The 15542-nt window shown below is 54.6% G+C and carries 15 protein-coding genes; 13 read left to right on the top strand and 2 right to left on the bottom strand.

Annotated features, from left to right (window positions below):
• Window positions 1-31 precede the first annotated feature (31 nt).
• On the bottom strand, window positions 32-3415 hold the full coding sequence (gene rne, locus JK223_RS00510; RefSeq protein ID WP_212712268.1) for a ribonuclease E: 3384 nt from the start codon (window positions 3413-3415) through the stop codon (window positions 32-34).
• Between the two features lie 560 nt (window positions 3416-3975).
• Between rne and rluC the strand changes: the two genes are divergently transcribed.
• Window positions 3976-4932 (top strand): 23S rRNA pseudouridine(955/2504/2580) synthase RluC, encoded by a 957-nt coding sequence (rluC, locus tag JK223_RS00515; RefSeq protein WP_212712269.1) that lies wholly within the window; start codon window positions 3976-3978, stop codon window positions 4930-4932.
• 45 nt (window positions 4933-4977) lie between these two features.
• Here the strand turns inward: rluC and JK223_RS00520 are convergent, their stop codons facing one another.
• Window positions 4978-5565, bottom strand: coding sequence for a nucleoside triphosphate pyrophosphatase (locus JK223_RS00520; protein ID WP_212712270.1), 588 nt, complete (start codon window positions 5563-5565; stop codon window positions 4978-4980).
• Between the two features lie 141 nt (window positions 5566-5706).
• Between JK223_RS00520 and yceD the strand changes: the two genes are divergently transcribed.
• From yceD to JK223_RS00580, 12 genes are all read left to right on the top strand, one after another.
• On the top strand, window positions 5707-6228 hold the full coding sequence (gene yceD, locus JK223_RS00525) for a 23S rRNA accumulation protein YceD (protein ID WP_025901765.1): 522 nt from the start codon (window positions 5707-5709) through the stop codon (window positions 6226-6228).
• 14 nt (window positions 6229-6242) lie between these two features.
• Complete coding sequence (gene rpmF / locus JK223_RS00530) at window positions 6243-6413, top strand: 50S ribosomal protein L32 (protein WP_025901766.1); 171 nt, start codon at window positions 6243-6245, stop codon at window positions 6411-6413.
• A 27-nt stretch (window positions 6414-6440) separates the two neighbouring features.
• Complete coding sequence (plsX, locus tag JK223_RS00535; RefSeq protein WP_212712271.1) at window positions 6441-7481, top strand: phosphate acyltransferase PlsX; 1041 nt, start codon at window positions 6441-6443, stop codon at window positions 7479-7481.
• Window positions 7482-8435: a beta-ketoacyl-ACP synthase III gene (locus JK223_RS00540; RefSeq protein ID WP_212712272.1), complete on the top strand. Its 954-nt coding sequence runs from the start codon at window positions 7482-7484 to the stop codon at window positions 8433-8435.
• 16 nt (window positions 8436-8451) lie between these two features.
• The gene (gene fabD / locus JK223_RS00545; RefSeq protein WP_212712273.1) at window positions 8452-9384 is read left to right on the top strand and encodes an ACP S-malonyltransferase; all 933 of its coding nucleotides are present in this window, start codon (window positions 8452-8454) and stop codon (window positions 9382-9384) included.
• A 10-nt stretch (window positions 9385-9394) separates the two neighbouring features.
• Window positions 9395-10129 carry a 3-oxoacyl-ACP reductase FabG gene (fabG, locus tag JK223_RS00550; RefSeq protein ID WP_212712274.1) on the top strand — a complete coding sequence of 245 codons (735 nt, stop codon included), beginning with the start codon at window positions 9395-9397 and terminating at the stop codon, window positions 10127-10129.
• Between the two features lie 153 nt (window positions 10130-10282).
• Window positions 10283-10519 carry an acyl carrier protein gene (gene acpP, locus JK223_RS00555; protein ID WP_025901771.1) on the top strand — a complete coding sequence of 79 codons (237 nt, stop codon included), beginning with the start codon at window positions 10283-10285 and terminating at the stop codon, window positions 10517-10519.
• An 85-nt stretch (window positions 10520-10604) separates the two neighbouring features.
• The gene (fabF, locus tag JK223_RS00560) at window positions 10605-11846 is read left to right on the top strand and encodes a beta-ketoacyl-ACP synthase II (protein ID WP_212712275.1); all 1242 of its coding nucleotides are present in this window, start codon (window positions 10605-10607) and stop codon (window positions 11844-11846) included.
• Between the two features lie 102 nt (window positions 11847-11948).
• Entirely contained in the window at window positions 11949-12758 is an 810-nt protein-coding gene (pabC, locus tag JK223_RS00565; protein WP_212712276.1) for an aminodeoxychorismate lyase, read from the top strand.
• Window positions 12759-12760: 2 nt separating this feature from the next.
• On the top strand, window positions 12761-13918 hold the full coding sequence (mltG, locus tag JK223_RS00570; RefSeq protein ID WP_212712277.1) for an endolytic transglycosylase MltG: 1158 nt from the start codon (window positions 12761-12763) through the stop codon (window positions 13916-13918).
• Window positions 13908-14540 carry a dTMP kinase gene (gene tmk, locus JK223_RS00575; RefSeq protein ID WP_212712278.1) on the top strand — a complete coding sequence of 211 codons (633 nt, stop codon included), beginning with the start codon at window positions 13908-13910 and terminating at the stop codon, window positions 14538-14540. The genes mltG and tmk overlap by 11 nt, the downstream gene beginning before the upstream one ends.
• Window positions 14540-15529 (top strand): DNA polymerase III subunit delta' C-terminal domain-containing protein, encoded by a 990-nt coding sequence (locus JK223_RS00580; RefSeq protein ID WP_212712279.1) that lies wholly within the window; start codon window positions 14540-14542, stop codon window positions 15527-15529. Before tmk ends, JK223_RS00580 begins: the two co-directional genes overlap by 1 nt.
• Window positions 15530-15542 lie beyond the last annotated feature (13 nt).

The following is a 15542-nucleotide window of genomic DNA, read 5'->3' on the forward strand; positions in this document are numbered from 1 at the left end:
TGGCCGGCAACAGGGCCGGCATCGCCAGGGATCACTCGCCGGTTTTCGTCACCGGTGCGGTGGCATGATGGGTAGCAGCATGACCACCCGCTGAACCTTTACCGGTAAACGCGTATTGAGGACGGACCCAATCGCTGTGCGGCAGAGGTTCCGGTTGCCATTCCGGCGCCGGAGCTTTGGTCATCGGTGCCGTTGCGTGGTAACGGTAACGCGCAGTGGCTGAGCTATCAGACGGTGCGGCTGTCTTAACAGGTGCAGTTGCCTTAACAGGCTCTGCGGTCTCAACAGGCGCTGCTGCTTTAACAGGTTCTGCTGTCTCAACAGATGCTTCCGTCATCGCGGCCTGCGGTGCAGGTACGTTCGTCTGAACCGGTGATGGCTCTTCAGCTTCTGCCGGCGGTACTGCAGCCTGCTCAGTCTGAGGGGCTTCAACAGGCGCGATCGTTTCAGCAACCCCATGTTCTGCGACCGGTGCGGAGGCCACCTCTGTGTCGGTCTGGCTGACGGCCGGTGTTTCTTCGGCGACAGCCGTCACATCGATAACCTCGGCTTCGCTGACCGGAGTGACGGTGTCAACGTCATGCTTCTCTGCCACCACGGCGTTGGTTTCTGCAACATCCGCGGCTTGCTCAGGTAAGGCCTGAGGTTCTGCCGGCGTCGCGGTGACTGCAGGAGCCCGGGTTTCTGTCTGCGGAGCAACTTCAGCAACTTCAGTCGCCGTATGCGGTGTTTCTGTCTCTGCCTGAACTGCCGGCAGATCGTAACGGATCCAGACTTTACCTGATGCCATTTCCGGGGAGGCTGCGGCCGTCTCCAGTGGCATTGGTGACTGCTGCGGATAACGCTCATCACGGTAACGACGACGACGCTGACCACTGACACGCAGGTGACGTGGTGAACGGCGTGAACGGCGCGGGATATTCGCGTTATTGTCGCGGCTGTCTGCGGACACTTCATGGCTGGTTTCGCTGGCAGTCTCTTCCGGAGCGACCGGTGAGGTTTCGACGACCGGCGTTTCAGCCACCTGATCCTCTGCAGAAACATAGCGGACTTTCTGTATCAGCGTACGTTGCTGACGACGCGCCGTCACCTGAACCTGTTCTTCATCACGGGCCGGTTGCTCTGTCTCTGTTTCCGGAGCGGCGACGACGGCTTTTTCTGCCGCGTTATCGGCCTGTTGCTGACGACGTTCTTCCTGACGACGACGCTGGCGTTCAGCGCGTTGTTCGCGACGCTGTTGCTCACGCTGCTGACGGGCTTCTTCGCTCAGTGGCTGACGAGGTTCAGCGGTTGTGTCACGATTCTCAGTCGCAGCCGCATTACGGCGGTTGTTACGGCGATTATCGTCACGGTTATTCGCGTTCTCGCTGTTTCGGTCATTGTTGCGTGTCTGGCGGTCATTACGCTCGTTGCGGTCATTACGCTCATTGCGGTCATTACGCTCGTTGCGGTCATTACGCTCATTGCGGTCATTACGCTCGTTGCGGTCATTACGCTCGTTGCGGTCATTACGCTCGTTACGGTCATTACGCTCGTTACGGTTATTGTTGTTACGGCGATTAGTCCGGCGGTCATTACGATTACCGGAGGTATTTTCACGGGAACGTTCCGGCGTCGCTGCTTTTTCCGGTGCCACAGTCGCCGCAGGGGTTTCTTTATCCTGAGTGGCGCCGCCAAACAGATTTTTCAGCCCGCTGACCAGACGACTGAAGAAACATGACGCTTTGGCGGGGGTTTCCTGCTCTTTACCGGTCGTCACGGCGGCACGACTTTGAGCAGCCACGGATTCTGTGACCGCCGGAGGTGCTTCCTGAATGGCAAAGGCGGCCAGAGCCGGTTGCTCCGGACGACGGCGCTCTGCCGGCTCTTCATCAGAAATAGATGCGATTTCAACTTCATGCAGTTTCGGCAGGTGATAGCTGAGCGTCTTAGTCTCTTCACCTTTACGTACACGCAGCACCGAATAGTGCGGGGTTTCCATGCGCTCATCAGGAACGATGATGGTACGTACACCCCCCTGGCGGGTTTCAATGGCATTAACCGCTTCACGTTTTTCGTTCAGCAGGTAAGAGGCAATCTGGACCGGCACAATGGCATGAACTTCTTTGGTATTTTCTTTCAGCGCTTCTTCTTCGATCAAGCGCAGAATAGACAGAGAAAGTGACTCGTTGTCACGCACTGTACCGGTACCACTGCAACGCGGGCAAACGTGGTGGCTGGACTCACCCAGTGACGGGCTGAGACGCTGGCGGGACATTTCCAGTAAGCCGAAGCGTGAAATATGGCTGATCTGAATACGGGCGCGATCCTGACGTACCGCTTCACGCAGGCGATTTTCCACCGCACGCTGGTGGCGTACCGGGGTCATATCGATAAAGTCGATAACAATCAGGCCACCCAGGTCACGTAAGCGCAACTGGCGGGCGATTTCGTCTGCCGCTTCCAGGTTGGTATTGTAGGCCGTTTCTTCAATATCACCACCGCGGGTTGCACGGGCGGAGTTGATATCGATAGCCGTCAGGGCCTCGGTGCTGTCGATAACAATCGAGCCACCGGAAGGTAACCGGACTTCACGCTGGAAAGCGGATTCGATCTGCGATTCGATTTGGTAGTGGCTGAACAGCGGAATTTCACCGGTATACAGTTTGATTTTGCTGCTGAAGTCAGGGCGGCCGAGTGCAGCGATGTGCTGACGTGCCAGTTCCAGAACTTTCGGGTTATCGATAAGAATTTCACCGATATCCTGGCGCAGGTAATCACGGAAGGCGCGGACAATGACATTACTTTCCTGATGGATCAGGAAAGGTGCAGGGCGGTTTTCTGCCGCTTTTTTAATGGCATCCCAGTGTTTCAGACGGAAGCTGAGATCCCATTGCAGAGCTTCTGCGGATTTGCCGACACCGGCGGTACGTACGATCAATCCCATGCCTTCCGGCAGTTCCAGCGAGGAGAGCGCTTCTTTCAGCTCAGTACGATCGTCACCTTCGATACGACGGGAGATCCCACCGGCCCGCGGGTTGTTCGGCATCAGTACCAGATAGCTTCCCGCCAGGCTGATAAAGGTGGTCAGCGCAGCGCCTTTGTTACCGCGTTCTTCTTTATCAATCTGAACAATGACTTCCTGACCTTCGCGTAACACGTCTTTAATATTCGGACGACCGTGCATGGAGTAATTGGCAGGAAAATATTCGCGGGAGATTTCTTTGAGAGGAAGGAAACCGTGACGTTCAGCACCGTAATCAACAAATGCCGCTTCAAGGCTGGGTTCAATTCGGGTGATTTTACCTTTGTAGATATTCGCTTTTTTCTGCTCATGACCCGGGCTTTCGATATCCAGGTCATACAGGCGCTGTCCATCCACCAGGGCGACACGCAACTCTTCCTGCTGAGTTGCGTTTATTAACATTCTTTTCATTTATAAGTACTCGTCATTTTTTCATAAGTGACTCAGCTGTGGGCATCATTGCCCCGGACGAAAATAAACCGATGGCTCCGTGGCTTATTGCAATCACGTCAGCCTCACGGCTGTCGATCGCTAAAGGAGCGCAAATAATGTCGGAGGTGAGGTTTCTCATCGAAACCGCGACCGGAAGGATGTCAGCTGCATGAAAAACAGTGGCAGGTCCCCCCCTACGTCCGGGCTACAACCCGCAGCCCGCTAAGTGCCTGAGTTAACATTACGTCTTATGCCATTGCTGCGTGTCTGTTTAATCCGGCAAAAATTTCTGCTTCATGTTTCTTTTATTCCGGATTTCCGGAAAAAGAAACCAGAGCATTATTCCATTGCTGACCTTAATATAGCAAGGTGACTTTCACTGCGAAGATCACTTTATTTGTTATTTATTTGATCTGCTGAACAGGCAGCCCCGGCGACAGGACAAAAAGGAAACGCATTGCTGATGAATTGACCAGCGTGCTCGCGGGCCGGTGACAAAAAAGTAGCACTCAGGAATAACTCTCTTTAGAATTGCACCCATGAAAAATGAGAACCCGGGCGTACAATTTGTCGCCATCACGGCGGAAAACGCCGGACAACGTATCGATAACTTTTTGCGCACCTTTCTGAAAGGGGTACCGAAAAGTATGATTTACCGTATTTTGCGTAAAGGTGAAGTACGGGTAAACAAAAAGCGGATCAAACCTGAATATAAACTGGAGGAAGGTGACGATATCCGTATCCCGCCGGTTCGGGTCTCCGGGCAAGAAGCGCCTGAAGTCTCCCCTAAGCTCGACAAGGTGGCACAACTGGAGCGGGCCGTTATCTATGAAGACGAAGCGATTCTGGTACTGAACAAGCCTTCCGGTACCGCAGTGCATGGAGGCAGTGGCCTGAATTTCGGCGTGATCGAAGGGTTACGAGCTTTGCGTCCTGATGCCCGTTTTCTGGAGCTGGTGCACCGTCTGGATCGCGATACCTCCGGCGTCCTGCTGATCGCCAAAAAACGCTCGGCATTACGTTCTCTGCATGAACAGCTCCGTGAGAAGGGGATGCAAAAGGATTATCTGGCACTGGTCCGTGGCCAGTGGCCATCGCATACCAAATCGGTGAAAGCGCCACTGTTAAAAAATATTTTACAGAGCGGTGAGCGGGTGGTGCGGGTCAGCAGTGAAGGGAAACCGTCTGAGACGCGTTTTAAAGTGGAAGAGCGCTACCAGCATGGCAGTCTGGTTAAAGCCAGCCCGATCACCGGGCGTACGCATCAGATCCGTGTGCATACTCTGCATGCCGGACACCCGATAGCCTTTGATGATCGTTATGGTGACAGTGAGTTTGACCGGCAGCTGGCGAAAACCGGACTCAACCGGCTTTTCCTGCACGCGGCCGCCATTACCTTTACCCATCCGTCGACGGGCGAAACATTACGTCTGGAAGCGCCGATGGATGAAAAACTGCGTCGTTGCCTGGCGATCCTGCGTCAGGATAAACCGTAATCGTCTTTCCTGCCGGGGAACACCCCCGGCGGCCTCCGGGGAGGCTTAATCTGTCAGCGGATTGATGCCCGCGTCACGCAGAAATTCCCCGAGAGCAATCAGCGGTAACCCGACCAACGTATTGGGGTCTCTGCCCTGTAACTTTTCAAACAAACTGATCCCCAGCCCTTCCGCTTTGAAGCTCCCCGCGCATTGTAAGGGCTTTTCCTTCGCGACGTAGCCCGCGATTTCCTCGGTCGTAAGCGAGCGGAAAGTGACATCAAAGGTTTCACAGCATTGCCAGAATTGACGGCGCCGTGAACAGTAGACCGCAAGTCCGGTATAAAAAGTGACGGTGTTCCCGCTGGCGGCTTTCAGTTGCTGTATGGCGCGTTCTTCTGTGTGAGGTTTGCCGAGGAACTGACCGTTCAGCACACCCGTCTGGTCAGAACCGATGATAAGAGTATCAGGCCAGGACTCAGCCAGGGCCAGCGCCTTGTGTTTTGCCAGCCGGATCACCAGCTGTTCTGCGGTTTCGCCGTCCTGTGCGGTTTCATCAATTTCCGGCGCCGCCCACTGAAAGGGCAGGCCAAGTTTTTCGAGAATGGCGCGACGAAAAGGGGAGGAGGATGCAAGTAACAGTGCTTGTTTCATATTTTTTTCATTATCTGTAGCGAATTGAACGTTCTCATTTTAAACTATCCGCCGCACCGGATGCGAATATTGGGTGAAAGATGCCTGAAAACGGCCTTTTTCTTTGACTCTCTGACATTACAAAGTTAATATGCGCGCCCTATGCAAAAGGTAAAATTACCCCTGACACTGGATCTGCTCCGTTCTGCTCAGAAACGCCTTGATTATCATGGCGTCTATACTCCTGAACTCACGGAACGTATTGCGGCCTCAGTTGTGAGTGTGGACAGTGATGTAGAATGCACCATGAGTTTTGCAATCGATAACCAGCGCCTTGCGGTGCTGAAGGGCACGGCCGGAGTTGAGGTCACCCTGCGTTGTCAGCGTTGCAATAACACGTTTCCGCACACTGTAAACGTAAGTTATACCTTCAGTCCTGTCCGTAATGACGAACAGGCGGAGGCGCTACCGGAAGGTTACGAGCCAGTTGAAGTCGATGAGTATGGCGAAATCGATTTGCTCGCGGTCATCGAGGATGAAATTATCCTCGCATTGCCTGTCGTTCCGGTGCATGATTCTGAACACTGTGAAGTGTCCGACGCGGATATGGTCTTTGGTGAATTGCCTGCAGAGGCAGAGAAACCAAACCCGTTTGCCGTATTAGCCAGTTTAAAGCGTAAGTAATAGGAGTAAGGTCCATGGCCGTACAACAGAATAAACCCACCCGTTCTAAGCGTGGTATGCGCCGTTCTCACGATGCGCTGACCACTACCACTCTGTCAGTAGATAAAGTTTCCGGCGAAACTCATCTGCGTCACCACATGACTGCCGACGGTTACTACCGTGGTCGCAAGGTCATCACTAAGTAATTTCTTGCTGCGACGCAAGGCGTTACTTTGACACGTTTGACCCTGGCAGTTGATGCCATGGGCGGGGATTTCGGTCCTCCCGTGACGGTGCCTGCTTCATTGCAGGCACTGGCCTCACATTCGCAACTTGAACTTCTTTTAGTCGGTTATCCCGACGAAATTCAGCCATTACTAGCCAGAGCGGATTCTGCGTTACGACAGCGGGTGCATATTGTCCCGGCTGAGTCGGTTATTGCCAGTGATGCTATACCTTCCGTTGCCATGCGTCACAGCCACGGATCTTCAATGCGCATCGCATTGGAACTCTTAAAAGAAGGGCGGGCTGATGCCTGCATCAGTGCCGGGAATACCGGTGCCCTGATGGGGCTGGCCACCTTGTTATTACGGCCGCTTGACAATATTAAGCGACCGGCGCTGGTCTCAGTGGTTCCCCATATTCATCAGGGTCGGACCGTGCTGCTGGACCTGGGAGCGAATGCCAGCGCAGACAGCACCATGCTGGTCCAGTTTGCAATGATGGGCGCAGTGCTGGCCGAAGAAGTGATGGGGATAAAAACCCCGCGCGTTGCCCTGCTGAATATCGGGCAGGAGGCCAGTAAAGGGCCACGGCATATCCGTGATGCCGCCAGAAGGATACGCTTACTCGACGGACTCAATTACGTCGGTTTTCTGGAAGGCAGCGATTTGCTAAGTGGCAAAACAGATGTTTTAGTGTGTGATGGCTTCGCAGGAAATGTCTCACTGAAAACTATGGAAGGTGTGATAAAAACATTTCTGACCCTGATGACAGGGACAGGACAGACAATGAAGCGATCATGGTGGCGTCACCTGGTTGTCCGTAGTATGAAGGGACGTCTGATGAAGCGTTTTGGCGAAATCGACCCCGATCAGTATAACGGTGCATCCCTGTTAGGATTGCCCGGAATTGTTATTAAGAGTCATGGTGCCGCAAGTGAGCGAGCCTTCGCCGTTGCCATCGAACACGCGATTCAGGCGGTGATCCGTAATATCCCTGAAAAAATTTCGGTTCGGCTTGATACAGTACTAGCCAGGAGTGACATAGCCTAGATGTTTAGCAAAATTATTGGTACGGGCAGCTATCTGCCTCAACAGGTTCGCACCAATGCCGATCTGGAGAAAATGGTAGAGACCTCAGACGAGTGGATTGTCACCCGGACAGGTATTCGTGAACGACGTATTGCCGCTGCCGATGAAACGGTCGCGACAATGGGCGTGACCGCGGCGCAGAATGCGCTGCAGATGGCCGGGATCGATGCCAATGACATCGGGCTTATCATTGTCGCCACCACTTCGTCGTCACATGCCTTCCCAAGCTCAGCCTGTATGATCCAGCAGCAATTAGGGATCCGGGATTGCGCAGCCTTCGATCTGGCGGCGGCCTGTGCCGGTTTTACCTATGCACTTAGCGTGGCCGACCAGTATGTGAAAAGCGGCGCGGTCAAAAATGCGCTGGTGATCGGGTCAGATACCTTATCCCGCACGCTGGACCCTGCAGATCGCGGTACCGTTATCCTGTTCGGCGACGGTGCCGGAGCGGTGGTGCTGGGTGCCAGTGAACAGCAGGGCATTATCTCTACCCATTTACATGCCGACGGTAATTACGGTCAGTTGCTGACGCTGCCTAACCAGGCGCGTGATGAGGCGGCAGAACCGGCTTATCTGACGATGGCAGGTAATGAAGTCTTCAAGGTTGCCGTTACTGAACTGGCTCATATCGTTGAAGAAACGCTGACGGCGAATAATATTGACCGTCAGGAACTTGACTGGCTGGTGCCACATCAGGCGAATTTACGCATCATCAATGCCACGGCGAAAAAGCTGGGCATGGGGATGGATAAAGTCGTGGTTACGCTGGACCGTCACGGGAACACCTCGGCCGCTTCTGTGCCGACGGCCCTCGATGAAGCCGTGCGTGACGGCCGTATTAAGCCAGGCCAACTGGTGCTGCTGGAAGCCTTTGGTGGCGGGTTCACCTGGGGTTCAGCGTTAGTTCGTTTTTGATAGACAGGAACTCGAAATGACACAATTTGCAATTGTATTCCCGGGTCAGGGGTCACAGGCTGTTGGCATGCTGGCTGAGCTGGCAGAACAGTATCCGTCAGTGGAAGCGACGTTCGCCGAGGCTTCTGCGGCTCTGGGTTATGACTTATGGCAATTGGTTCAGCAGGGACCGGCTGAAGAACTGAATAAAACCTGGCAGACACAGCCGGCATTGCTGGCGGCCTCCGTGGCCATTTACCGTGTCTGGCGTGAGCAGGGGGGCGACGTCCCCGCGCTGATGGCCGGCCATAGCCTGGGCGAATATTCTGCACTGGTGTGTGCCGGTGTCCTGGATTTCGCGGATGCTATCCGTCTGGTAGAATTACGCGGCAAACTGATGCAGGATGCCGTCCCGGCAGGGACCGGCGCCATGCAGGCCATTATTGGTCTGGACGATGCGGCCATCCGTCAGGCCTGTGAAGAGAGTGCGCAGGGGCAGGTGGTTTCACCGGTCAACTTCAACTCTCCGGGCCAGGTGGTGATTGCCGGTGATAAAGATGCGGTTGAACGTGCAGGCGCGGCCTGTAAAGCCGCCGGTGCGAAGCGTGCACTGCCGTTACCGGTCAGTGTGCCGTCCCATTGCGCACTGATGAAGCCTGCAGCCGATAAACTGGCGCTGGCTCTGCAGGATCTGACGTTTAACACCCCGTCAGTCCCGGTGGTCAACAACGTGGATGTGAAGTGCGAAGAGTCACCGGAAGCTATCCGTGATGCCTTAGTGCGTCAGCTTTACAGCCCGGTCCGCTGGACCGAAAGCGTTGAATTCATCGCTTCACGTGGCGTGAGCCAGTTAGTTGAAGCGGGTCCGGGCAAAGTTCTGACCGGCCTGACCAAACGTATTACGGACTCATTGACAGCCGTTGCTGTGAATGACCCGGCGTCCCTGACGGCGGCGCTGGTAAAAGAATAAGAGGATAATCATGAACTTCGATGGTAAAATTGCACTGGTCACCGGCGCAAGCCGTGGGATTGGTAAAGCAATCGCAGAAAAACTGATCGCACAAGGTGCCACAGTTATCGGTACGGCTACCAGTGATAAAGGCGCTGAAGCTATCAGTGCTTACCTGGGAGCGAACGGTAAGGGTATGACCCTGAACGTTACCGATGTTGATTCTGTCGAGTCTGTACTGAAAAACATCCGCGCAGAATTTGGCGAAATTGATATTTTGGTGAATAATGCCGGGGTAACCCGTGATAATCTGCTGATGCGTATGAAAGATGACGAATGGCAGGATATCCTGGAGACCAACCTGACTTCAGTGTTCAGGCTGTCTAAAGCCGTGTTGCGTGCTATGATGAAGAAACGCAGCGGACGAATCATTACCATTGGTTCAGTTGTTGGAACAATGGGTAATGCGGGCCAGGCAAACTACGCGGCAGCAAAAGCGGGTTTGATTGGCTTTAGCAAATCACTGGCGCGCGAAGTTGCGTCACGTGGTATTACTGTAAACGTTGTGGCTCCGGGCTTTATTGAGACGGACATGACGCGAGCACTAAATGAAGAGCAACGGGCCGGTATTCTTGCAGAAGTTCCTGCAGGCTGTCTGGGCAGTCCTGCAGACATCGCGAATGCCGTTGCATTTTTGTCCTCTGATGAGGCGGGTTACATCACTGGTGAAACCCTCCACGTCAATGGCGGAATGTATATGGTCTGATAACTGCGAAAATTAGTTGCTTTTTTTGTGCAAAAAAACGCAAAATATAGCAAATCGTGGTTTGACCAGATTGGTTTTAGTTGCATCTTTTTCAACATTTTATACACTACGAAAACCGTCGCGAAAGCGAGTTTTGATAGGAAATTAAATAGTATGAGCGATATCGAACAACGCGTTAAGAAAATCATTGCTGAGCAGCTGGGTGTTAAAGAAGATGAAGTGACCAACTCTGCTTCTTTCGTAGAAGACCTGGGTGCCGATTCTCTTGACACCGTTGAGCTGGTGATGGCTCTGGAAGAAGAGTTTGATACTGAGATTCCAGACGAAGAAGCTGAGAAAATCACTACCGTTCAGGCAGCGATCGACTACATCAATAGCCATCAGGGCTAATGAATATCTTCAGGCGGTCATTCGACCGCCTGAGTTTTTTGTCCGTCCCACTTAGTGTTTTTTTCCCCCTCCCTGGAGGACGAACTTGTCTAAGCGTCGTGTAGTTGTGACCGGTCTTGGCATGTTGTCTCCTGTCGGCAATACCGTAGAGTCTACCTGGAGTGCTCTCCTTGCCGGTCAGAGCGGCATCAGCATGATTGACCACTTTGATGCCAGTGCCTATGCAACCCGTTTTGCAGGTCTGGTGAAAGATTTTAATTGTGAAGATATCATTTCGCGTAAAGAACAGCGCAAAATGGATATATTCATTCAGTATGGAATTGCAGCGGGTGCGCAGGCGATGGCGGACTCCGGTCTGGTTGTCACCGAAGAAAACGCACCGCGCATTGGTGCAGCGATCGGTTCCGGCATTGGCGGCCTGGGGTTAATTGAAGATAACTATCTTGCAATGAGCCGTGGCGGTCCGCGTAAAATCAGTCCTTTCTTCGTACCGTCCACCATCGTTAACATGGTCGCCGGACACCTGACCATCATGTATGGTCTGAAAGGACCGAGCATCAGTATTGCGACGGCCTGTACCTCAGGTGTGCACAATATTGGTCACGCGGCCCGAATGATCGCTTATGATGATGCGGATGTCATGCTGGCCGGTGGCGCTGAAAAAGCCAGTACCCCGCTGGGTGTTGGTGGCTTCGGTGCAGCACGTGCGTTGTCAACCCGTAACGATGACCCTCTGGCGGCGAGCCGTCCGTGGGATAAAGATCGTGACGGTTTCGTACTGGGAGACGGTGCCGGTATCGTGGTCCTCGAAGAGTACGAACACGCGAAGAAACGTGGTGCAAAAATCTATGCTGAGCTGGTGGGCTTTGGTATGAGCAGCGATGCTTACCATATGACCTCACCGCCGGAAGATGGTGCAGGGGCTGCGCAGGCGATGGTTAACGCCTTACGTGACTCCGGATTATCTGTGGATCAAATCGGCTATATCAACGCGCACGGTACGTCTACGCCGGCCGGGGATAAAGCAGAAGCACAGGCGGTTAAATCTGTGTTTGGTGCGGCAGCGGATAAAGTGATGGTCAGCTCGACCAAATCAATGACGGGTCACCTGCTGGGTGCGGCGGGCGCTGTTGAGTCGATTTTCTCGATTCTGGCGCTGCGCGACCAGGCGATTCCGCCAACACTGAATCTGGACAATCCGGATGAAGGCTGTGATCTGGACTTTGTACCACACACCGCCCGTCAGGTGAGCGGACTGGAATACAGTCTGTGTAACTCCTTCGGATTTGGCGGAACCAATGGTTCTCTGATTTTCCGTAAGATCTGATGGTTCAGTGACTGCCTGAGGCCCGCAATGCGGGCCTTTTTTTTAGGATGCCTCCTGAGCTGAGGCCAGCGCAAGGTCCCTCATTCATTATCCGGAGAGCTGATGATATTGATCGATGGTTATGAGACAGAATCCCTGCCGGTCAGCGACCGGGGATTACAGTTCGGTGACGGCTGTTTTACCACGGCGTTGATCCTCGAAGGTCAGATTTGCCGTCTGCAGGCACATCTGCAGCGTCTGGAAGAGGGCTGTGAACGGTTGACGATCCCGTTTACCGACTGGCAGACACTGGCGCAGGAGATGAAGGCGCGGGCCGCCACGCTGCAGCGCGGGGTACTGAAAGTGGTCATCACCCGCGGTTCCGGCGGGCGGGGATACAGCAGCACCGGGTGCAGCCAGCCGCGACGCCTTGTGTCGGTGGCGGCCTATCCGGCACAATATGATCAGTGGCGGAAGCAGGGGATTAGCCTGCTGACCTGCCCGATGCGTCTGGGGATCAATCCTGTACTGGCCGGGATCAAACATCTGAACCGGCTGGAACAGGTGATGATCCGTCAGTTTATCGATCAGTCTGCCGCAGAGGAAGCGCTGGTATTGGACTGCCGTGACCGGATTATTGAATGCTGTAGCGCAAATATATTCTGGCGCAGCGGTGAGCAATTGTTTACACCACGGGTAGACGAAGCCGGTGTGAACGGTACAATGCGACGTTATCTTATTCGCCTGCTGGCGGAGCAGGGATATGATTGTCAGGAAGTCCGGGCCGGTTTACCGGCCCTGCAGCAGGCTGATGAAGTCTTTATCTGTAACTCGTTGATGCCGGTGGTTCCGGTGACCCGGGTCGATACCCTGACCTATTCTCCGGGAACGCTGACACACAGATTGTCTGAGCTCTGTTATTCACCAGGTTAAGCATGCAGAAAAAAATAAAATTTACCTTAGGATTAGTGGTGGTGGCCGGTGCGCTGATCGCCGGCGGTGTCTGGAAAACACGGCAACTGGCCGAATCGCCTCTGCTGATTTCACAACAGACGATTTATACCCTCCCGGCCGGGAGTGGACGCGTGGCACTTGAGCAACAGCTCGAAGCGCAAAAAATTATCCCGGACAGCTTCTGGTTCGGCTGGTTACTGAAAGCGGAGCCGGATCTGGCGCGCTTTAAGGCCGGTACTTACCGGCTGACACCCGGCATGACCGTCCGCCAGCTGCTGCAGTTGCTGGCCAGTGGCAAAGAAGCCCAGTTTCCGGTACGGTTTATCGAAGGCCAGCATCTGACGGAATGGCTGAAAACCTTGCGTGATGCGCCTTACCTGCGTCATGAACTGAAGGATGATCAGCTCAGTACCGTCGCCGCGGCTCTTAAACTGTCCCCTGAGGATACCGAAGGCTGGTTTTATCCGGATACCTATCTCTATACCGCACATATGAGTGACCTGTCGCTGCTGGAAAAGGCGCATCAGCGGATGGTGAAAGAAGTCAGTCACGTCTGGGACACCCGTGCTCCCGGTCTGCCGTATAAAGATCAGAACCAGTTACTGACGATGGCCTCTCTGATCGAAAAAGAGACCGCCGTCAGTGAGGAGCGGGGCATCATCGCCTCGGTCTTTGTTAACCGGTTGCGGCAGGGAATGAAATTACAGACCGACCCGACCGTGATCTACGGGCTGGGAGATCGCTATAGCGGGGTCCTGAGCCGTAAAGATCTGGAAACCCCGACGGCCTATAACACCTATGTGATTGCCGGGTTACCTCCGGGCCCTATCGCTATTCCGAGTATCGCCTCATTGCAGGCAGCAGCGCATCCGCTGATGACCGGCTACCTGTACTTTGTCGCGAACGGTCGCGGCGGTCATACGTTTACGACCAATCTGGCCAGTCATAACCGGGCGGTTCAGGTCTGGCGTACGCTTGAAGACAAACGGGCTGCAGAAGCGAAAGCTACCGGGACTCCTTCCGGAAGTGCGGCCGGTCAGACTCAGGATGCACAGACCCCGCCCGGGGCGCAACCGCCGGTCACTGAGACCGGGCCGGCAGCAAAAGGACAGGATAAGAATACAGCCAATGAAAAATAAATTTATTGTCATTGAAGGTCTGGAGGGTGCGGGCAAAACCACGGCCCGTGATCTTCTGGTGGAGGTTCTTCGCCAGCATGGTGTGACAGATATTGTTTTTACCCGGGAACCCGGCGGAACCCCGCTGGCGGAAGCCTTAAGGACACTGATTAAAGAAGGGGTTACCGGTGAAGATATTACAGATAAGGCAGAATTGCTGATGCTGTATGCTGCACGGGTACAACTGGTCGATACCATCATTAAACCTGCGCTGGCACGCGGCGCCTGGGTGATCGGTGACCGGCATGATCTCTCTTCGCAGGCCTACCAGGGAGGCGGCCGGGGGTTTGACCCGGCGCTGATGGCTAGCCTGCGTCAGACCGTACTCGGCGATTTTGCTCCGGATCTGACGCTGTATCTGGATGTCGCCCCGGAAACGGGTCTGCAGCGGGCGCGTAGCCGCGGTGCGCTGGATCGTATTGAACAGGAATCGCTGGATTTCTTCCATCGCACCCGTGCGCGTTATCAGCAACTTGCCGCCCTGGACCCGTCGATCCTGACGGTCGATGCCAACGGTACGCCGCAACAGGTCAGTGAGGCATTACGCCAGACCCTGACCCGCTGGCTGTCGGAACAAAACTGATGCAATGGTATCCGTGGCTGAATGCCCCTTATAAGCAGGTGATCACCCGTTGTCAGGCCGGGCGGGGGCATCATGCATTGCTGATACAGTCATTGCCTGGTATGGGTGATGACGCGCTGGTCTGGGGGATCTCACGCTGGCTGATGTGTACAGCGCCTGATGGCATCAAAAGCTGCGGTCACTGTCATGGATGTCAGTTAATGCTGGCCCGTAACCATCCTGACTGGTACTCGCTGGCGGTGGAAAAAGGGAAGTCATCGCTGGGGGTGGATGCTATCCGTCAGGTGACCGACAAACTTTACCATTTTGCTCAGCAGGGTGGGGCGAAGGTGATCCATATTCCGGATGCGGCCCGGCTGACCGGGGCTGCGGCGAATGCCCTGTTAAAGACGCTGGAGGAACCACCGGCAGATTGCTGGTTTTTCCTGGGAACGCATCAGCCGTCTGCGCTACCGGCCACGCTGCGAAGCCGCTGTATGACACTACATCTGCCGATCCCTGCAGAACAACAGAGCCTGCACTGGCTGAGTTCACAGGTGCAGGCAGATCCCGCGGCCATCACCACGGCATTGAGACTGGCAGCCGGGGCACCTGCCGCCGCGCTGGAATTTCTGAACGGTGAGCTGCAGCCCCGGCGTCTGCAATTCTGTCAGACGCTGTCCGGGGCTATCCCGGACGACAGCTTGTCTCTGTTACCCCAGCTGAGCCAGGACGATGTTGCCCTGCGCCTGCACTGGCTGATGAGCCTGCTACTGGACTGCATGAAATATCAGCAGAACAGTCTGCAATGGATGACAAATACTGACCAGCAGGCCCTGATTGCCCGGCTGGCCAGCGTGATTTCTTTGCCGGCCCTGCATCAGAGCCTGGCACTCTGGAAGCAGTGTCGCCACCGTATTCTGGAAACCCCGGCGGTTAACCACGAGTTATTAATCACAGAAGCGCTGCTGGACTGGGAACAATTGTTCCTCCCGTCGCGCCCTGGTTGAATGTTCAGAGAGT

Source organism: Tatumella sp. JGM118 (genome assembly GCF_018257515.1).
Classification (GTDB): Bacteria; Pseudomonadota; Gammaproteobacteria; order Enterobacterales; family Enterobacteriaceae; genus Tatumella; species Tatumella terrea.